General features: G+C 74.3%; 15 protein-coding genes. 9 read left to right on the plus strand and 6 right to left on the minus strand.

Translation table 11 applies throughout. The annotated features are described in order from the left end of the window. The first annotated feature begins 2 nt into the window (after nucleotides 1-2). From IG86_RS0103520 to IG86_RS0103555, 8 genes are all read left to right on the plus strand, one after another. Nucleotides 3-1,847: a GTPase gene (locus IG86_RS0103520; protein WP_045936763.1), complete on the plus strand. Its 1,845-nt coding sequence runs from the start codon at nucleotides 3-5 to the stop codon at nucleotides 1,845-1,847. Between the two features lie 100 nt (nucleotides 1,848-1,947). Further along, nucleotides 1,948-2,355, plus strand: a complete 408-nt coding sequence (locus tag IG86_RS0103525; protein ID WP_030819059.1) for a single-stranded DNA-binding protein — start codon at nucleotides 1,948-1,950, stop codon at nucleotides 2,353-2,355. A 68-nt stretch (nucleotides 2,356-2,423) separates the two neighbouring features. Next, nucleotides 2,424-3,743: a thioester domain-containing protein gene (locus IG86_RS38310; RefSeq protein ID WP_030894601.1), complete on the plus strand. Its 1,320-nt coding sequence runs from the start codon at nucleotides 2,424-2,426 to the stop codon at nucleotides 3,741-3,743. A 101-nt stretch (nucleotides 3,744-3,844) separates the two neighbouring features. Continuing rightward, entirely contained in the window at nucleotides 3,845-5,317 is a 1,473-nt protein-coding gene (locus IG86_RS0103535; RefSeq protein ID WP_030819062.1) for a bifunctional phosphatase PAP2/diacylglycerol kinase family protein, read from the plus strand. Between the two features lie 88 nt (nucleotides 5,318-5,405). Further along, nucleotides 5,406-5,951: a hypothetical protein gene (locus tag IG86_RS0103540; protein WP_030894604.1), complete on the plus strand. Its 546-nt coding sequence runs from the start codon at nucleotides 5,406-5,408 to the stop codon at nucleotides 5,949-5,951. A gap of 191 nt (nucleotides 5,952-6,142) precedes the next feature. Further along, the gene (gene ettA / locus IG86_RS0103545) at nucleotides 6,143-7,807 is read left to right on the plus strand and encodes an energy-dependent translational throttle protein EttA (RefSeq protein ID WP_078848321.1); all 1,665 of its coding nucleotides are present in this window, start codon (nucleotides 6,143-6,145) and stop codon (nucleotides 7,805-7,807) included. A 22-nt stretch (nucleotides 7,808-7,829) separates the two neighbouring features. Then, a complete protein-coding gene (locus IG86_RS0103550; protein ID WP_030655344.1) occupies nucleotides 7,830-8,279 on the plus strand; it encodes an acyl-CoA thioesterase in 450 nt (149 codons plus the stop codon). Continuing rightward, a complete protein-coding gene (locus IG86_RS0103555) occupies nucleotides 8,276-8,992 on the plus strand; it encodes a DUF8010 domain-containing protein (protein ID WP_030894608.1) in 717 nt (238 codons plus the stop codon). The genes IG86_RS0103550 and IG86_RS0103555 overlap by 4 nt, the downstream gene beginning before the upstream one ends. A 51-nt stretch (nucleotides 8,993-9,043) precedes the next feature. On the opposite strand, the gene IG86_RS0103560 is transcribed toward IG86_RS0103555, so the two are convergent. Next, entirely contained in the window at nucleotides 9,044-9,448 is a 405-nt protein-coding gene (locus tag IG86_RS0103560) for a globin (protein WP_030819069.1), read from the minus strand. A gap of 83 nt (nucleotides 9,449-9,531) precedes the next feature. Here IG86_RS0103560 and IG86_RS0103565 point away from each other — a divergent pair, with 83 nt between their 5' ends. Then, nucleotides 9,532-10,515 carry a methyltransferase domain-containing protein gene (locus IG86_RS0103565; RefSeq protein WP_030894611.1) on the plus strand — a complete coding sequence of 328 codons (984 nt, stop codon included), beginning with the start codon at nucleotides 9,532-9,534 and terminating at the stop codon, nucleotides 10,513-10,515. On the opposite strand, the gene IG86_RS0103570 is transcribed toward IG86_RS0103565, so the two are convergent. Genes IG86_RS0103570 through IG86_RS0103590 form a run of 5 tightly spaced genes read right to left on the minus strand, consistent with a single transcriptional unit; the run spans nucleotide 10,516 to nucleotide 18,695 of the window. Further along, on the minus strand, nucleotides 10,516-11,544 hold the full coding sequence (locus tag IG86_RS0103570; RefSeq protein WP_030819073.1) for an FHA domain-containing protein: 1,029 nt from the start codon (nucleotides 11,542-11,544) through the stop codon (nucleotides 10,516-10,518). 45 nt (nucleotides 11,545-11,589) lie between these two features. Beyond that, nucleotides 11,590-12,915 carry a VWA domain-containing protein gene (locus tag IG86_RS0103575; RefSeq protein ID WP_030894613.1) on the minus strand — a complete coding sequence of 442 codons (1,326 nt, stop codon included), beginning with the start codon at nucleotides 12,913-12,915 and terminating at the stop codon, nucleotides 11,590-11,592. A gap of 33 nt (nucleotides 12,916-12,948) precedes the next feature. Then, on the minus strand, nucleotides 12,949-14,532 hold the full coding sequence (locus IG86_RS0103580) for a PP2C family protein-serine/threonine phosphatase (RefSeq protein WP_051784944.1): 1,584 nt from the start codon (nucleotides 14,530-14,532) through the stop codon (nucleotides 12,949-12,951). Between the two features lie 3 nt (nucleotides 14,533-14,535). Further along, a complete protein-coding gene (locus IG86_RS0103585) occupies nucleotides 14,536-17,424 on the minus strand; it encodes a serine/threonine protein kinase (protein ID WP_030894616.1) in 2,889 nt (962 codons plus the stop codon). Continuing rightward, nucleotides 17,421-18,695 carry a hypothetical protein gene (locus IG86_RS0103590; protein WP_030819081.1) on the minus strand — a complete coding sequence of 425 codons (1,275 nt, stop codon included), beginning with the start codon at nucleotides 18,693-18,695 and terminating at the stop codon, nucleotides 17,421-17,423. Before IG86_RS0103590 ends, IG86_RS0103585 begins: the two co-directional genes overlap by 4 nt. Nucleotides 18,696-18,794 lie beyond the last annotated feature (99 nt).

Raw genomic sequence — 18,794 nt, forward strand, 5'->3', positions numbered from 1 at the left:
CCGTGACCGCCCTGACCGACCGCACCGACGACCGGTGGGACGACGGGTTCATCGCGCGCTCCCGCCCCCGCCCCGTCGACGCGGGCGAGGAGGACGCCGCGGAGGCGGGCGACGAGGGCGACGAGGCGCTCGTACGGGCCGTCTCCGGCGCCGGCAGCGACGGCGGCAAGTCGACCGCGCCCCCGCTCAGCCCCGAGGCGCAGGCCCTGCGCCAGCGCCTCGACGCGCTGCGCCAGCTGGTCGGGCTGTCCCGGACCCGGCTCGACGGCAAGACCCTCGCCGAGGCCGGACGGGTCCTGGACGAGGCCGCCGCACGCCGCGGGCTCTCGCCCCAGCACACGGTCGTCGCGATCGCCGGAGCGACCGGAAGCGGCAAGTCCACGCTCTTCAATTCACTCGCCGGCGTGCAGATCTCCGAGACCGGACTGCGCCGCCCGACCACCGCCGCGCCCATCGCGTGCAGCTGGTCGGACGGGGCCGCCGGGCTGCTGGACCGGCTGGAGATCCCGGGGCGGCTGAGGCGCCGGCCCCGCGAGACCTCCGAGGCCGAGGCCCTGCGCGGGATGGTCCTCGTCGACCTGCCGGACCTCGATTCGGCGCTCGGCGCGCACCGCGACCACGTGGACCGCGTACTGGCGCTCGTCGACGCCGTGGTGTGGGTCGTGGACCCGGAGAAGTACGCCGACGCGGTGCTGCACGAGCGGTACTTGCGGCCGCTGGCCGGACACGCCGAGGTGACCTTCGTCGTGCTCAACCAGGTCGACCGGCTGCCCGGCGAGGCCGCCGACCTCGTACTGGACGACCTGCGACGGCTCCTCGACGAGGACGGCATCGCACTCGGCGAACACGGCGAGCCCGGCGCCACGGTCCTCGGGCTGTCCGCCCTGACCGGCGACGGCGTCGGCGAGCTGCGCGAACTCCTCGGGCAGTTCACGCAGGAGAAGGGCGCCGCGACCCGGCGGATCTCGGCGGACGTGGACCGCGCGGCCGTCCGGCTGCGGCCGCTCTACGTCGCCGACGGGCACGCCGGACCCGAGATCGGGGAGACGGCGCGCGCCGAGTTCGAGGACCGGCTCGCCGAGGCGGTCGGTGCCTGCGCGGCCGGGCTCGCCGCCGAACGGGCCTGGCGGCGCAACGCGGGCAAGGCGTGCGGGACCCCGTGGCTGCGGCTGTGGCGCTGGTACGAGGGCCGGCGCGCGCCGCGCACCCTCGCGGGACTGGCGGCCCTGGCGGCGATCGGCGGCCGCGGCCAGGCCGTCCCGCAGGCGCCGGTCGAGGAGGAGGTGACCGCACGTCAGCGGGTCGAGCAGGCGGTACGCGTCGTCGCCGACGAAGCGGTCGCGGGGCTGCCCCAGCCGTGGGCGCAGGCCGTGCGCGAGACGGCGGTGCGCGGCGCCGACGGGCTTCCGGAGGCCCTGGACGAGATCGCGGTGACCCTCGGGGCCGCGGTCGCGGTGCCGAACGCCAAACCGCCGCGGCCCGCGTGGTGGCCGGCGGCGGTGCTGACCCAGGCGGCCATGACGCTGCTCCAGATCTTCGGCGGACTGTGGCTCGTCGGGCAGATCGTCGGGGTGCTGGAGCCGAAGCTGATGCCGCCGGTGCTGCTGATGGTGGCGGGCATCATCGGCGGGCCCCTCGTGGAATGGGCCTGCTCGATCGCGGCCCGGGGCCCGGCACGCCGGTACGGGCAGGACGCGGAGCGCAAGCTGCGCGAGGCGGCGGCCGGGTGCGGACGGGCCCGGGTGCTCGAACCGGTGGCGGCGGAGCTGCTGCGCTACCGGGAGGTGCGGGAGCAGTACGCCACCGTCGCCGCAGGGGGGAGCCGGTTGTCCACAACCCGCCAGTAGTCCACAGGCCGCAGCGGGGGACCGGCCGCCGGGCGCAGCATGGCTCGTAGCCCGTACGGATGGTCCGTGCGGGCCGGGACGACGGGGGAGGGCGGCCGGGATGTACGACACCCAGGTGACGCTGGTGGGGTATGTGGCGACGCAGGTCGACTACAAGGAGACGGTGAACGGTCCGTCGGCGCGGTTCCGGTTCGCGGTGACGCCCCGGTACTTCGACCGGCGCAAGGAAGCCTGGACGGACGGGGCCACCAGCTTCTACACGGTGTGGGCGCGGCGCACCCTCGCGGTGAACCTCGCCGGTTCCGTATCGGTCGGCGAACCGCTGGTGGTGCACGGGCGGCTGCGCGTGCGGGAGGACCCGCCCGACGGGGAGGGCAACCGGCGGTTCGGCGCGGAGATCGACGCCACCGCCGTCGGGCACGACCTGAACCGCGGCACGGCGGCGTTCAGGCGGGTGGTGAGAACCGATCATCCGCTGATGGACACTCAGAAGGCGGCGGTGGTCTGAGTGTTCGAGGCGGTTAGGATTCCCCGGTACTCACGGGCACCTGGGTCTTTGGCCCGAAGGGGAAGACTGTGTCGATTGCCGTTCCCGCATCCTCCGCTCCTGCTCCCGCTCCCGCTCCTGCACCTGTTCCTGCTGTTCCCGCTCCTGTTCCCGCTGTTCCCGCACATGCGGTCTCCGCTCCCGCTCCCGCGCCGCTCGAACCCTCCGCCGCGGTACGGGGCTCCGCGCGCCGGCCGCTCGCGGCCGCCCTGCTGGCCGCGGCCCTCGCCGCCGCGCCCGGCGCCCGGGCCGCCGCCGACTCCGGCCCGGTGGCGCCCCGCGCACCGGAGGGTGCGAGCGCCGTGCTGGACGGGCTGAAGACGTACGGGCAGGCGGTCCTGCACGCCGGCGACGGATCGGTGCGGCACATTCCCGCCGGCCTGTACGAGATGCGGGTGGACGGCGGGGGGATGCTCCAGACCTACGGGGTCGGGGTGGCGGGCAACGCCCAGCCGCAGGCCCGGTACACCGAGAGCGGGTGGAGCGGCAGCCCGCTGGCGGGCAACGGGCAGGCGGGCCGGATCCGATGGGTGCTGGAGCACTCCTACCCGCAGCTGAACGACCTGGCCGGGCTCGCCAAGGCGGCCGGAGCAGTGGCGCTCACCGCGGAGAGCGCGGCGGCCGGGACCCAGGTGGCGATCTGGCGGCTCGCGGACGGCGTGCGGGTCGAGGCGGCGGACCCGTCCGCCGAGAAGCTGGCCGACTACCTCCAGCGGGCCGCGGGGCAGATGCCGGAGCCGCCCGCCTCGCTGGGGCTGGACCCGGGCGACGTGTCGGGACCGGTGGGCACCCGCCTCGGCCCGGTGACCGTGCGCACCGGGGCGCGGAGCGTGTCGGTCGTCCCGGACGCGGCGGCCGTGGCCATGGGCGTGCGGGTGGTGGACGCCCAGGGGCAGCCGCTGGCCACGGCGGTCAACGGGAGCCGGATCTACTTCGAGGTCCCGGCGGGCACCCCCGACGGGACGGCCTCGGTCACCGTCCAGGGGGCGACCAGGGTGCCGGTCGGGCGGGTCTTCACCAGCGGCGTCCCCGCCCAGGCGCAGATCGTGGCCGGCTCCAGCGAGTCCGTGACCGCCGCCACGGCGCGGGCGGCATGGCCGCCGCCCCCGCCGCCCGACGCCGGAGCGACCCCGGCGTCGGACCCGGCCCCGGGAGCGGGCTCGGCGGCCGTCGCGCTGGGCGCGCAGTCCGCGTCCCTGCCCACGACCTCCCCGGACGAGGAGCGGCTGGCGACCAGCGGCAGCTCGGCCGCCACGCCCGTCATCGCCTCCCTGGCGGTGGGCCTGGTCGTACTGGGCGGCCTGGTCGTCCTGCTGCTGCGCAAGCGCCCGCTCGACGAGGAGGAGTAGGAAGAGAGGGACAGCCGAGAAGGGGAACGAGGCCGGCCTCGAACGGGCCGGCGTGGAGCGCCGTGCCGATTCCGGTACGGGATCCGGGGTAGAGGCGGGAAATGGTTGATCAAGAACTGACCTGGACCGGTGTCCTCGCACGGTGGGACCGCCGGCTCTTCGACGCCGTGGCCCGCAGGCACTGGCCCGGCGCCGACCGCGTGCTGCCGCGCCTCGGGCGGGCCGCGAACCACGGGGTGCTGTGGGGCGGGGCCGCCGCGGCCATCGCCGTCTTCGGATCGGCCGGGGCACGCAAGGCGGCCCTGCGCGGGGCGGCCTCACTGGCGCTGGCCTCCTCGACCATCAACACCGTCGGCAAGTGGTCGGTGCGCCGCCCGCGGCCGCTGCTGGAGGGCGTGCCCGTGGTGCGGCAGCTGGCCGTGCAGCCGCAGACCACCTCCTTCCCCTCCGGGCACTCGGCATCGGCCTTCGCCTTCGCCGCCGGGGTGGCACTGGCCTCGCCGGCCTGGGGCGCCGTGCTGGCGCCGGTCGCCGCGTCCGTGGCCTTCTCGCGCGTCTACACCGGCGTGCACTATCCCTCGGACGTGGCGGCGGGCGCGGCGCTGGGCGTGGGCGCGGCATTCGTCGTACGCCGGCTCGCGCGCGACGTGCAGGAGGCCCGGGCCGTGCCGGGCGACGAGCGGAAGGCCATCGGCGTGCCCGCGCTGCCCGAAGGGGCCGGGCTGACCGTGGTGGTCAACACCGGGTCGGGTACGGCCGCGGCCGTACCCGACCTGCTGCGCACCCGGCTCCCCAAGGCCGAGGTGATCGAGTGCGAGGGCGCGGAGCTGCTGCCCGCGCTGGCGCGGGCGGCCTCGCACGCCACCGTCCTCGGGGTGTGCGGCGGCGACGGCACCATCAACGCGGCGGCCACCGCCGCGCTCCGTGCCGACGTGCCCCTGGCCGTGTTCCCCGGCGGCACCCTCAACCACTTCGCGCTCGACCTCGGCCTCATCGGCCCCGAGGGCACCTGCGAGGCCTTGGAGCACGGGGAGGCCGTCCGCATCGGCGTGGGCCGCTTCTCCCCGGGCCCCGACGGAGAGCCCGGCTACTTCCTGAACAACTTCAGCATCGGCGCCTACCCGGAGCTGCTGCGCCACCGGCTGCGCTGGGGCCCGCGCATCGGCGGCGGCCCGGCCGCGCTGCTGGCGGCCTGGAAGGTCCTGCGCGCCGAGCGGCCCGTACGGCTGAGCCTGGCCGGGCGGCCCCGGAGCGTGTGGCTCCTCTTCGCCGGCAACGGCACCTACCACGGCACCGGCCCCGCCCCCGGCCGCCGCGACGGCCTCGGCGAGGGCCTGCTCGACCTCCGCCTCGTCCACGGCGGCGGGCGGCCCGGCCCCCGCCTGCTGGCCGCCGCCTTCGCAGGCCCCCTGAGCCGGTCCCCGGTCCACGCGGCCACCCGCCTGCGCAGCCTGCGCATCGGGTCCGTCCCGGCGGGCACCCCCCTCGCCTACGACGGCGAATACGCCAAGGCACCGAGCGAACTCGTCCTCGACGCCCTCCCCGACGCCCTCACGGTCTACCGCCCCCTCTGACCCGGGAGCCGACAGCCCGCCCCGCCCGCCCCGGGGCGGGCTGTCGGCCACCGGCCGCGAGGCCGACGGAGCGCTATGCTCCGCGCCTGTGGAAGACATCGACATACGACAGCCGCAGCAGGCCCAGGTCACGGGCGATGTCGTCCTGCGGTTCACGGGCAGCGTCGAGAAGAGCGAGCTCCGTGAGGGACTGAAGGTCGCGGGAACGTTTCGCCTGCTGCGCATGCTCGCCGCCGCGGGCGCGCTCCTCATCGCGCTCCTGGGGGTACGCGTCGACGCCGAGGGCGGATCCGTCAACATCGGCCTCGTGGTCGCGGCCGCCGTCTACGCGACGGTGTTCGCCCTGCTCGCGCCCCGGCGGATCGTCACGCACGCACTCCGGGCCCAGCGGGCCCACGAGGGAGCGGACTGCGTCGTCGACGGCACGGGCATCGCGGCCGTCCTCGACGGCGCGGACATCAAGCGCCTGGGCTGGGACGCGATGACGCGGTATCACGAGACCCCGAGCCTCTACGCCGTCGTGGGCAGGAGCGGCCTCAAGAGCTGGGTGATGGTCCTGCCCAAACGACTGCTGACCGCACCCGACGCCGAACTCCTCGGCGCGGTCCTCGATTCCCGGCTGCGCCGCGGCTAGCCGGACACCCCCTAGGGGGCGTCTTGCTGTGCCGTGCCGCCCGACCTGCGAAGACGGCGGGCGGCAGGACAGCCGCCGAGCCGCCCGCGGGCCGTGGGCCGGGGCCCTGACCATACGCGTTTCCCCCGAGGTATGGACGCCTGGCAAGATGGGGTGTATCTGCCCACCATCGATCTGCCGGACGGTTTCTCTTGGCTGAGTTCATCTACACCATGCGCAAGACGCGCAAGGCACACGGCGACAAGGTGATCCTTGACGACGTCTTCCTGAACTTCCTGCCCGGCGCGAAGATCGGTGTGGTGGGTCCGAACGGTGCCGGTAAGTCCACCGTTCTGAAGATCATGGCGGGCATCGAGCAGCCCTCCAACGGCGACGCCTTCCTCTCGCCCGGCTACTCCGTCGGCATCCTCATGCAGGAGCCGAAGCTCGACGAGTCGAAGACCGTCCTGGAGAACGTCGAGGACGGCGTCGGCCCGATCAAGCAGAAGCTCAACCGGTTCAACGCGATCGCCGAGGAAATGGCGACGAACTACACCGACGAGCTGATGGAGGAAATGGGCAAGCTGCAGGACGACCTGGACCACGCCAACGCGTGGGACCTCGACGCCCAGCTGGAGCAGGCCATGGACGCCCTGGGCTGCCCGCCCGGCGACTGGCCCGTCACCAACCTCTCCGGTGGTGAGAAGCGCCGCGTGGCCCTCTGCAAGCTGCTGCTGGAGGCCCCCGACCTGCTGCTCCTCGACGAGCCCACCAACCACCTCGACGCCGAGTCCGTGAACTGGCTGGAGCAGCACCTGGCCCAGTACAAGGGCGCCGTCGTGGCCGTCACCCACGACCGCTACTTCCTCGACAACGTCGCCGAGTGGATCCTCGAGCTCGACCGCGGCCGCGCGCACCCCTACGAGGGCAACTACTCCACCTACCTGGAGAAGAAGGCCGAGCGCCTCAAGGTCGAGGGCAAGAAGGACGAGAAGCGCGCCAAGCGCCTCAAGGAAGAGCTGGAGTGGGTCCGCTCCAACGCCAAGGGCCGCCAGGCCAAGTCCAAGGCCCGCCTCGCCCGCTACGAGGAGATGGCGGCCGAGGCCGACAAGATGCGCAAGCTGGACTTCGAGGAGATCCAGATCCCGCCGGGCCCGCGTCTGGGCTCGATCGTGGTCGAGGTCAACAACCTCTCCAAGGCGTTCGGTGACAAGGTCCTCATCGACGACCTGTCCTTCACGCTGCCGCGCAACGGCATCGTCGGCATCATCGGCCCGAACGGCGCCGGCAAGACCACGCTCTTCAAGATGATCCAGGGCCTGGAGACGCCGGACTCCGGCGAGATCAAGGTCGGCGAGACCGTCAAGATCTCCTACGTCGACCAGGGCCGCGCCAACATCGACCCCAAGAAGACCCTCTGGGCGGTCGTGTCGGACGAGCTGGACTACATCAACGTCGGCAACGTCGAGATGCCGTCCCGCGCGTACGTCAGCGCCTTCGGCTTCAAGGGCCCGGACCAGCAGAAGCCGGCCGGTGTGCTCTCCGGTGGTGAGCGCAACCGCCTGAACCTCGCGCTGACCCTCAAGCAGGGCGGCAACCTGCTGCTCCTCGACGAGCCCACCAACGACCTCGACGTCGAGACCCTGGGCTCGCTGGAGAACGCGCTGCTGGAGTTCCCCGGTGCGGCCGTGGTCGTCTCCCACGACCGCTGGTTCCTGGACCGAGTGGCCACGCACATCCTCGCCTACGAGGGTGACTCGAAGTGGTTCTGGTTCGAGGGCAACTTCGAGTCCTACGAGAAGAACAAGATCGAGCGGCTCGGCCCGGACGCGACCCGTCCGCACCGCGCCACCTACAAGAAGCTCACCCGAGGCTGAGGGGAGAGCTGAGGTCACGGCCATGGCCAGACACCACTACCGCTGCCCCCTGCGCTGGGCGGACATGGATGCCTTCGGGCACGTCAACAACGTCGTCTTCCTCCGCTATCTGGAGGAGGCGCGGATCGACTTCATGTTCCGCCTCGCGCCGGGCGAGGGCAGCGAGTCCTTCACGGGCGGATCCGTCGTGGCCCGCCACGAGATCGACTACAAGCTGCCCCTCGTGCACCGTCACGAGCCCGTCCTCATCGAGTCCTGGGTGACCCGGATAGGCGCCGCTTCCCTGACCATCCGCTACGAGGTCAAGGACGAGGCGACCGAGGACAGGCCCGAGACGGTCTACGTGCGCGCGGAGACCGTGGTCGTGCCCTACAACCTCGCCGCCGGCCGGCCGCGCCGCATCACGGCCGAGGAGAGGCACTTCCTGGAGGAGTACCTCGACGAGCCGCGTTCCGAGGCCATCGCGGCATGACCGAGCAGCTGCGCTTCGCCGACTCCGGGGAGGCGGCGGACCTCGCCGCCTTCCTGGGCCGGCTGGTGCACTACGACCGGGCCGCCGCCGTCCGCCTCCAGGCCGGCGGCGGCGCGCTCGGCGTCTTCGGACGGCCCCCCTCCTTCGAGGTCCTGGCCATCCGCACCGTCCGGCTCGCCGTCCCCGTGGCGACGCCGCTGGACGTGACCGTCTCCGCCGGAGAGCTCCTGGAAGCCGTGGACGAGGCCTCGGCCGAGGCCGCCGTGCCCGGGCCGGTCACCGGCCCGCCGTGGACCGGAGTGCTCCCGCCCCGCGGCGGCTGGCGGCAGCTGCCGGGGCTGCCCGGCCCCGAGGCGATCGCGCAGGTCCTGGCGGCGTCCGTCGCCGAGTTCCGGGCCCGTGACGAGGCCCTGCCCGTGCAGCACCGGACCCGGTCCGAGCGCGACCGCATCGGCCGCGAGATCTGGTCCCGCACCCTGGGCGACACCGAGCTGCCGCTGCGCGTCGCGCACGCCGCGCAGTCCCTGGGCTTCCTGAGGCCGGTACGGGCCACCGTGTCCGCCCCCGCCCCCACGTCCGGCGCCGCCCCCGACCCCGTGGCGCTGCTCGCCGCCGGGAGCTGGCTGCGGCTGCGCACCCCGTACGGTTCCGTCGCCACCCGCCGCCCCGGCGCCACCGGCGGCCTCGGCGCCTTCCGGGTCAGCCCCGTCTGACCCGCGCGGCCCGTGGGCCGGCCGGCCCACGGGTACGCTCTCCAGCCCGGCCTAGCCCGCCGTGTTGATCATCGACGCGGCGGCGTACGTCAGGTACTTCCACAGCTGCGCCTCGTGCTCCGGCGCCAGCCCCAGCTCGTCCAGCGCCACCCGCATGTGCTTCAGCCAGGCGTCGTGCGCCGCCGAGTCCACCTGGAACGGCGCATGCCGCATCCGCAGGCGCGGGTGGCCGCGGTGCCGGCTGTAGGTGGTCGGGCCGCCCCAGTACTGCATCAGGAAGAGCGCGAACCGCTCCTCGGCGGGACCGAGGTCCTCCTCCGGGTACATCGGGCGCAGCAGCGGGTCCTCCGCGACGCCTTGGTAGAAGCGCCGCACGAGGCGACGGAAGGTGTCCTCGCCGCCCACCTGCTCGTAGAAGGTCTGCTCCTGAAGGCTGCCCCGCGGAATCTCATTCACCCGACCATCGTCTCAGACGCCCGGTGCCGCCCGGGGGTCCCTTCGCGTTCGCACGCGACGGCCGGGCGCAGGACAGTGGAGGCATGGGCGCACACACCACCGAGACGCGGGACCTGCGGGAAACCGCGCACGCCGCCCAGGTGCGGGAGCTGACCGCGGCCGGCGTACTGGACGACCCGCGCTGGCGGGCGGCCTTCGCGGCCGTGCCCCGGCACGTCTTCGTCCCCTACTTCTGGACCGACCGCGGCGCCGGCCACGAACGGCTCTGGGCCGAGGACCCCGATCCCGCGCAGCGGGCCCGCTGGCTGCGCGGGGTGTACGTCGACACGCCGCTCGCGACCCGGCTGCGCGACGGCCGGCTGGTCTCCTCCAGCAGCCAGCCCTCCCTGATGGCGAAGATGCTGTCCGCCCTCGACGTGCGCGACGGCGACGACGTCCTGGAGATCGGCGCGGGCACCGGTTACAACGCGGCCCTGCTCAGCCACCGCCTCGGCGACGAGCACGTCACCACCGTGGACCTGGACGAGGAGATCACCGAGTCCGCCAGGACCCACCTGGCCCACCTCGGCTACCACCCGACCGTCGTCACCGGAGACGGCGCCCGCGGCTGTCCCGCCCGGGCCCCGTTCGACCGGATCCTGGTGACCTGCACCCTCCCCCTGGTCCCGCACGCCTGGCTCGGCCAGTGCCGGCCCGGGGCGCGGATCCTCGCCCCGCTGTCGACCGGGCTGATCGCCCTCACGGTGCGGGACGCCGATTTCGCGGAGGGCCGCTTCCTGCACACCGCGGCGTACTTCGTCCCGCTGCGCGGGGCCACGGCCGTACCGCCGCCCGACCGGATGGCCATGGTGCGCGGGCTCCCGTACGAGCTGGTGGAGAACGAGCGCTTCCAGTTCATGCTCGTGCTGACCGCCGGGGTACTGCACCCCCGCGAGGCCCTGGACCTGTGGCGCAGCGAGGGCCGGCCGGGCCGCGAACGCTTCGGGGTCTCGGTCGGCCCGGAGGGCCAGTGGTCGTGGCTGGACGACCCCCAGGGGCCCTACGTGTGGCCCCTGGGGCAGGTGTGATCAGCCGCGGCGGATGGTGATCGTGGTCCAGGCGCCCACGTGGACGCGGTCGCCGTCGGCGAGCGGGACCGGGACGTAGGGCTGGATCGGGTCCTCGCCGCCGTTGATGGTGGTGCCGTTGGTGGAGTTCTGGTCCACCACCGCCCAGCTCATGTCGGGCTGCTGCACCAGCACCGCGTGCTGGTGGGAGACGCCCGGGTCCTCCGGGGGCACCGACAGGTCGATGTCGGGGGACTCGCCCGTGGAGGCGCGGCGGCGGCCGATGGTGATCTGGCCGCCGGACAGCGGAAGGTGCTGCTCCGGGGAGTACGCGGGCAGGTTGAGCCCGGTCGCCTCGGGTCCGCTGCGCTGCATCATCGCCATGAAGTACGAGCGGTCCGGGCCGATCGTCGCGGACCAGGAGCCGCCCTGCGGCGGGAGGGGCTGGTACGGCGGCGTCTGGGGCTGCTGCCGGTACTCCTGCTGGTACTCCCGCTGGTGCGACGGCGGGGGCTGCTGCTGGTACTGGGGCTGCGGGGGCTGGGGAGCCTGCTGGTACGCCGGCGGCGGCTCGTGCGCGGGCGGCGACAGCATCCAGTCGTCCTCGCGCTGGAGCGGCTCGGCCGGTCGGTTGACCCGGGACGGCCGCGAACCCTGGTACTCGAAGTGGTCCTGTCCGTACGTCCCCGGCGCGGGCACGGGCGGCGGGGGCGGGCTGCCGGGACGGGGCCCGGCAGGGGCACCCGCACCCGCACCGGTGCCGCCGCCGTGCGCCGACGGCCCCGGGTCCGTGGTCGGGGAGGCGTACGAGGTCGCGGAACGGGTCAGGAAGTTGTACCGGCACTCCTCGCAGAACGGGGCCATGGCCTCGCGCGGGGTCCGGCACTGGGGGCACAGCTCGGCCTGGGCGGTCGGTTCACCGGCGGTCGGGGGGAAGCCGTAGCCGTAGGAAGGCACCGCGGGGGGTCCCTCCGGGGTACCCATGCGGTGGCCGCAGACCTCGCACCAGTCGTCGGAGGCGGACTGGTGCCCGTTCGGGCAGGTCGGCATGGCGGCTCTTCCCCCTTCTTCTCCCTGCGTCATCGCGGGAGGCTCTCAGAACTTCTTCACTCGGACGGTCTGCGTCGAACGTGTTTCGAGAGTCATCTCGTCGGCGTCGGCAACCTTCGCTTTCAGCCGCACAGTACCTGCCACCGCGTCCACCACATCCACCACCTTCGACAGGAGTCGTGCTGTGTCGGCGTTGCCGGAGACGCTCGCCAGTTGTACGGCCCGTCCGAGTTTGGCCGTAGCACCATCGACATCGCCCATTTTGCGGGCTTCGAGGCCCTGCTGGATAGCCTGCGCCAGCTCCGCCTGCCCCGTGTAGTGGGCGACCTGCGGGTTGATGGCGGTCGAAGCGGCCACGTCGTTCGTCCACACCGCGCGCACCAGGCCCTGGGCCAGGACGGCCTCGGGTTCGCCGCCCGTCGCAGGCCGGACGAGCGTGGCGCGGGAGGCGAGCATCTCCTGGCCCACGGCCGCACCGGGCACGCGTACGCACACGTGGTACTCGCGGGACTCGTCCCCCCACGAACCGGTCGGATAGTCACCGGCGCGCGGGCCCGTGTCGGTGCGGCGGGCCGTCAGGTCCTGGACGGTCGGAGCGACCTGCTTGACGTACTGGATCTCCACGCCGACCGGGGTCCACAGGCGCAGCGAGACGTCCGCGACCTCCTTGCCCATGACGTTCTCCATCATGAGCGTGAAGTCCTCGGTGAGGTGGGCCGGGTCGGCCACGATGTCGGCGGAGCCGAGCAGGGCGCTCGCGATGCCGGTGACCTCCTTCACCTCCCAGTCGGTGCCCACACCGCGGGCGTCGCAGGTGAAACGACCCGCGCAGGCGTCGAGGGTGGCGCGCAGGACGGCCGGCTCCTCGTGCTCGTTGCGTCCGTCGGTCAGCAGGATGCCGTGGCGGATGGCGGCGGTGGAGCCGCGCAGCAGACCGTCGGCCAGGCGCAGCCAGGTGCCGATGGCGGTGCCGCCGCCGGCGCTGAGACCGCGCAGGGCCTCCTTGGCCCGGGCACGGGTGGCGGGGTCGGCGACGGCGAGGCGGCCCTGGCCCGGATAGACCTCCTTGGCCACGTGCGTGCCGGCGATCACCGCGAAGGCGGTGCCGTCGCGCAGGGTGTCGATCGCCGCCGCCGTGGCCTCGCGGGCGCCGCGCATCTTCTCCGGCGGGTACTCCATGGAACCCGAGCAGTCGACCATGATCACGACGGCGGCCGTGCCGTCGGCGGGCGTCCCGCGGGTGACGCTGCCGCCGCCCGTGGCGGTGACGGTGACGATGGCGTGGACGTCCCGCCCGCCTTCGGGAAGGAACTCGTTCTGGTACACGTCCACGCTGAAGCGCGGGGCGCTCGGCTTGGCGAAATTCGCCATCGGCTGGACTCCTAGAGGGCTCGGGCAGGCGGGTCAGACCTGCGGGCGCGCTTCCACTTCCGGTTCCGGTGCTGCGGCCGGTCCGGGCTCCGGTGCCGCTCCCGGTTCCCGTTCGGTCTGCGTGGCGAACGGCACGACGGCCACCGTGATGTTGTCGTGGCCGCCGCCGTCGAGGGCGTGGCCCACGAGCACCTGCGCGCTGTGCAGCGGGCGTACCGCGGCGTCGGCGGGCAGCACCTGGGCCATCTCCCGCGCGGACTCCGCGTAGTTCCACAGGCCGTCGGTGCAGACCACCACCACGCCGGGGTGGTCCGGCTTGAAGATCGCGGTGTGCGGTTCGAGGTCGTACGCGTCGGCTCCGAGCCAGCCGGTGATGGCGTGCGCGCGGACGTCCGCGTAGGCCTCGGCCTCGCCCATCAGGCCGGCGGCGACCATCTGGGCGGCCCAGGAGTCGTCCTCGGTGAGGCGGCGGGGCAGCGCGGCGCGGTCGTCGGGCACCCAGTAGGCGCGGCTGTCGCCGACCCAGCCGATGGTGAGCAGGCCGCCGCTGACGACGGCCCCGACCAGGGTGCAGGCGGGCGCGTTCTGCGCGCCGGGGACCTCCGGAGCCAGGGCGTTGACCGCCGCGGCGGCGGCCAGGATCGCCTCGTGCATGGCCTCCTGGGGGTGCGCGCCACGAGGGAGCGCCTCCAGCAGCGCCTCGTTGGCGGCGGCCGCCGCGGCGGCCGACGCCTCGTCGGGGCGGCTCGCGGAGGAGACCCCGTCGCACACGATGGCGACGGTGGCGGCGGAGCCGTCGGGCAGGGCGGTGGCCGACACGGCGAACGAGTCCTCGTTGCGGTGGTGGCGCAGGCCCCGGTCGCTGACGGCGGCGACGCTGCCGAGCTCCTCCTCGACGTGGTCGCGCTCGCGGGGCTGCGCGTGCCCGCAGTGCTCGCAGTACCCGTCGGTGTCGACGTGCCCGGCCCGGCAGGCCACACAGGTCTTCCCGCCGGGCGCCGCGCCGGACGGGGGCGGGCCGTCGTACCCGTTCTCGTACGGGTTCTCGTGCGGGGCCTCGTGGGCGCCCTCGCCCGTGCCCCAGGGCGTGGCCCCGGGGGGCGGGCCGGGGTGGCCGCCGGCGGGGTCGCCGCCGGGACGGTCGTGGCGGGTCTCGGGGCCGTCCGCCGGGCCCTGGCCGGCGCCGTACGGGTTCTCGTGGCCCGGGTAGGCGGCTCCCGCCGGGCCCGGCCGGGGCTCCGGCTCCTGCTCCGGTTCCTGTTCCGGGCGGTGCTGCGCCGGGGCGGTGGCCCAGTCGGCCGGGTCCCCCACCAGGGTCGGCGCGGCGGCGGCCACGCTGCCCCAGCCGGGGGCGGGCTCACCGGCGCCGGGCGAGCCGTGCGGGCCGGCCGGCGCCGGCATCCCGTACCCGCCCGCGGGGGCGGCCTGGACCGGCGCGGGCGGCGCGGCGGGCGCCGGTGGCGCCGGTGGCGCCGGTGGGATGGGGATGGTCGGGTGGTCCGTGGACGCGGCCGGGGGAGAAGAGGTCAGGGCGTAGCCGCAGAGGCCGCAGAAACGGTCACCCTCTTCCAGGGGTTCCGCGCAGCTGGGGCAGCCCGACGGCCGATGCATCGACATCAATCACACCCACGTCCGGGGACGGAAACGGTTGGCCCGTTCCACCAGTTCGATCCTCTCCTCGCCACGCCGTGCCAGCCGTGCGAGGACGCGGTACGAGCGCTCCAGTCCGAAGCGCAGGCCCCGCTCGTCCAGTTGACTGCCGAGCAGCGAGGTACGGCCGGGGTCGGCACCCCGGCTACCCGACAGTACCCAGTCCAGGGCAGAGCCCAGAACCTCCGTCGCCAGCGACTCCTGCCGTTCCGGGTCCAGCCCGAACCTCCGCAGGGCCTCCACCTGGTCGGCGGCCGCCGAAAGATCGGCCAGCAGCGGCTCGTCCGGTGACCGGTCGCGCAGACGTGCGCGTACCGCCGCCACCCGCGCGGCGGTGTAGTGGATGGACGCCTCCGGTACGGATTCCAGCGTGCGCACGGCTCCGCCCCGGTCGCCGGCGGCCAGTTGGACCCGCGCCAGTCCGAAGGCCGCGCTGACGAATCCCGGATCGGTGATCCAGACCAGGCGGTAGTACTCGGCGGCGTTGTCCAGCTGGCCCAGCACCTCCGCGCACAGCCCGAGGGCCAGCTTCGGCGCGGGCTCGCCCGGGAAGGCGTCGTAGATCGCGTCGAAGGACAGCGCCGCTATCTCGTCGTCACCGGTGGCGAGCGAGGCGATGCCGCGGGCCCACACGACGCGCCAGTCGTCCGGGTGGCGGGCCTCCAGCTCGGCCAGGGCGTCCCCGGCCGCGGACAGTTCACCCAGCTCCAGCCGGGCCCGCAGCTCCCGCAGCCGCAACTCGGCCGAGTCGGCGGGCGCGGAGGCCAGCGCGCCCAGCAGGTCGGCGGGCGCGGAGGCCAGCAGACCGGTCAGGAAACCGGCGTTGGGGTCGGCGGCGTCCACGAGCGGTACGGGCAGCGCCAGCGCCGTTTCGCGGGCGTCGAGGGTCGTGACGGTCGCTGCGGCCACGGGGGCGGAGGCGGGGGCGGGCGGCGATGCGACGGGGCCGGGGCCCGCTGCGGGAGCCTGCCGGGCCCGGGGCACGGCAGCCCCCGCCACGTGCGTGGCGGTGGTCCCGAGCCCCCCGCCGCCGACTGCGGACTGCCAGGTACCGGGCGTTCCGCCCGACGCGGCTGCGCCGCCGGCTGCGGAAGCCCACGTGCCGGGCGTGCCGCCGGGGGCCGTACCGGGCAGGCCGAGGCCGGTCGGCGGGGTGTGGCCCTGCGGGCCCGACGTGGCGGCGGCCGCCGACGGGGTCGGGACCCCGGCTCTGCCCGGCGCCGCAGCCGCCGGCCGGGCCGGGCCGCGGCCGACGAGACCGAGGAGCCCGCCACCCCGCCGGGAGGCGAACGGCCGGGAGGCGACGGTGCGGTGGCCCAGGCGGGAGACGACCGTGTCCGACGTGTCCGTGCCGGTGAACAGCAGGGTGTCCGGCACCCGCAGTTCAGGGCCGAAGAGGGTGGACAGCTGCGGCCGCGGCCGCCCCGTCTGCAGCGCGACCACCTCCCGCAGCACACCCGTCAGCTGGTCGGCCATCTCCTGCGCGGAGGCGAACCGCCGCCCCGGGTCCGGGTCGGTCGCCCGCACCAGCAGCCGGTAGAAGGACTCGTACCGACGGAACACCTCGATGTGCTCCGGGTCCGGCAGCGAATCCACGAACACGTTGGTGTAGCCCTGGAAGTCGAACGTCAGGACGGCCAGCGTCCGCGCCACCGTGTAGAGGTCCGAGGCCACCGACGGCCCCAACTCCGCGACCTCCGGGGCCTGGTAGCCCACCGTGCCGTAGATGGCCGACTCCTCGTCGTCCATCCGCCGCACCGCGCCCATGTCGATCAGCTTCAGCTGGTCCTGCTGCTGGATCGCGTTGTCGACCTTGAAGTCGCAGTACAGCAGGTTCCGGCTGTGCAGGTGGCCCAGGGCCTCCAGCGCCTCGATGCCGTAGGCGCAGGCCTGTTCCACCGGCAGCGGGTCACGCCGGCCGTCCGGCCGGCGGCGTTCGTTCGCGATCTCCTTCAGCGACTTGCCGCCGACGTACTCCATGACGATGTACCCGTCCAGCGAACCGGTCCGCTGGTCCAGGTGCTCCACGAAGTTGTAGATCCGCACGATGTTGGAGTGCTCGATCTCCGCGAGGAAGCGCCGCTCCGAGATCGCGGCCTCCATCGCGTCGTGGTCCCCGGTGTCGAGCAGGCCCTTGAGGACCACCCACCGGTCCGCGACCGCCCGGTCCACCGCCAGGTACACCCAGCCCAGACCGCCGTGCGCGAGGCAGCCCGCCACCTCGTACTGGCCGCGCACCACTTCACCGGCGCGCAGCTTGGGCACGAAGGAGTACGGGTGCCCGCACTTGGTGCAGAAGCCCTCCGTCCGGCCCGGCCGGTCCCCGCGGGCCCGGCCCACCGGGGCGCCGCAGTCCGAACGCGAGCAGAAGCGCTTGCGCTCCGGCACCTCCGGATTCTCCAGGACCGCCGCCGAAGGGTCCGGACGGGGCACCTCCGGCACGTTGACCAGACCGGCGCCCAGCCTGCTGCGCCCCGAGGAGGAGGCGGCCGAGCCCGAACTGCGCACCGACACCGAACGGGTGGAGGCCTGCCCCGTGAGCGACCGCGAGAGCCGCCCCGACACCGAACGGCGGGACGAGGAGGACCGGGAGGAGCGCGCAGACGCCGAGGAGCGCGCCGAGCCGTGGGACCCCTGCGAGCCCTGCGATCCGTGCGACGCCCGGGACCCACCGGATCCCAGCGAGCCGCGGGCCGCGCTCGTCATGCCGGTCGGCGGTGACACCAGTTCCTCCGCACCCGCCGCGATCGAGCCGACCGGGGCCAGGCCGCAGGTGTCGCAGTACAGCTCGCCGCCGCCCATGTCCTCGTACGAACCCGGGCAGCCGGGGCGAACGCACGCTGCTCCGATCATGCTCATGCGTCCTCCGTCCCCGGCCCCTCGGGCCGGATCGTCTGCTCGGGCTGCCGCCGGGGCACCAGCGACTCGGCGGCCGCCTGCTGGTAGCGCAGGACGGCCTGTTCGGCGGCCCGCAGATCGCAGGGTGCGCTCCACAGCATCCGCCGGGCCACGTCGTACCTCTCGATCAGCAGGGGGTCCTCCGCCAGCCCGTGCCGGGCCACCTTCGCCTTGTAGGCGTCGAGACGCCCGCGCAGCTCGGCCCGTACGGCCAGTGGCGCCGTCACCGCGGTCAACGATTCACGGGCCCTGCGCAGTTCCTCCTCGGCCCGTTCCTCCAGGGATTCCAGCAGCGGCGAGAGCCGGTGCCAGCGTGCGTGACGCCGGTGCTCGGCAGCGGCCGCGAGCTGCTCCTGGAGCACCGTCGGCGGGCCGCTGACCACGGGCACCTCGGACGCGGCGATCTTCGCCAGCACCTCGCCGCGCGCCGTCCGGGCCTCGGCCAGGGTCCGGTCGGCCCGCGAGAGCACGTCGCGCAGGCTGATCAGCCGCTGCTCGGCGTCCTGCCGTACGGCCAGTACCGCCTCGACCTCCCGGCGTACGTCCTCCAGCGCGAGCGCGGCCCGGTCGTAGCGGCCGGTGTCCGGCCGGCCACCGCCGGGCGCGGAACTCCCCGCGGCGGAACGCCAGAAGGCCAGTGGATCCGCGATCACCTGGGTGCGCAGCTCCGTGAGCTCGGCGGTGATGTACTCCAGGTCGTCGCCCGAGGGGTGCTCGCCCGGGCGCACGCCCACCGAGTGGGCCAGCGAACGGGTGCGGTGCAGTTCGGCGGCGAGCAGGTCGATCCGGGCGGGCAGCGCCGACCACACGGCGTCGGCCGCGACCACCACGTCCAGCGAACGCGCGTAGAGGTCGTTCATCCGGGTCACCAGCTCGGCGAGGGAGAGTCGTTCCGCCAGCGCGGCGCCCTCCGTGGCGGCCCCGGCGATCAGGACGCCGGGCCCGCGCAGCCGCTCGGTCAGCTCGATCAGGTCCTCGCGGTGGGGCCAGCGGCGCCGCTCACGGATCTCCCGGGCGGCGGCCAGGGCGCCGCTGTATGCGTCGAAGTACGTCCACAGGCGGGTGATGTCCGCGTCGGCCCCCGCCCACCGCTCCTTGGTGAGCCCGGCCAGCTCGGCGCCCTCCAGCAGCCGGCGCCCCGCGTGGTCCTGGAGGGCGAGCAGTGAGGTCTCGACGGCCTCGTGCTCAGCGCCCAGCCGGGCCAGGGCACGGTCGACGCCGTCCCGGTCCATCACTGCCGACCCCGTCTCCACCGACCGTGCCTCCGCTTCCGCCGCCGCCTCCGTGTTCGCTTCCCCGCTCCGCTCCGCGTCCGATCTCGTGCCCGGTCC

It is taken from the genome of Streptomyces virginiae (assembly GCF_000720455.1).
GTDB lineage: Bacteria > Actinomycetota > Actinomycetes > Streptomycetales > Streptomycetaceae > Streptomyces > Streptomyces virginiae.

What these genes read in the sequence shown, in the direction of transcription:
- IG86_RS0103570 (WP_030819073.1), bottom strand. Translation starts at nt 11,544, where the DNA reads ATGCCGACCTGCCCGAACGGGCACCAGTCCGCCTCCGACGACTGGTGC.
- IG86_RS0103565 (WP_030894611.1), top strand. Translation starts at nt 9,532, where the DNA reads ATGGGCGCACACACCACCGAGACGCGGGACCTGCGGGAAACCGCGCAC.
- IG86_RS0103550 (WP_030655344.1), top strand. Translation starts at nt 7,830, where the DNA reads ATGGCCAGACACCACTACCGCTGCCCCCTGCGCTGGGCGGACATGGAT.
- IG86_RS0103580 (WP_051784944.1), bottom strand. Translation starts at nt 14,532, where the DNA reads ATGTCGATGCATCGGCCGTCGGGCTGCCCCAGCTGCGCGGAACCCCTG.
- IG86_RS0103590 (WP_030819081.1), bottom strand. Translation starts at nt 18,695, where the DNA reads ATGGACCGGGACGGCGTCGACCGTGCCCTGGCCCGGCTGGGCGCTGAG.
- IG86_RS0103525 (WP_030819059.1), top strand. Translation starts at nt 1,948, where the DNA reads ATGTACGACACCCAGGTGACGCTGGTGGGGTATGTGGCGACGCAGGTC.
- IG86_RS0103555 (WP_030894608.1), top strand. Translation starts at nt 8,276, where the DNA reads ATGACCGAGCAGCTGCGCTTCGCCGACTCCGGGGAGGCGGCGGACCTC.
- IG86_RS0103535 (WP_030819062.1), top strand. Translation starts at nt 3,845, where the DNA reads ATGGTTGATCAAGAACTGACCTGGACCGGTGTCCTCGCACGGTGGGAC.
- IG86_RS0103585 (WP_030894616.1), bottom strand. Translation starts at nt 17,424, where the DNA reads ATGAGCATGATCGGAGCAGCGTGCGTTCGCCCCGGCTGCCCGGGTTCG.
- IG86_RS0103575 (WP_030894613.1), bottom strand. Translation starts at nt 12,915, where the DNA reads ATGGCGAATTTCGCCAAGCCGAGCGCCCCGCGCTTCAGCGTGGACGTG.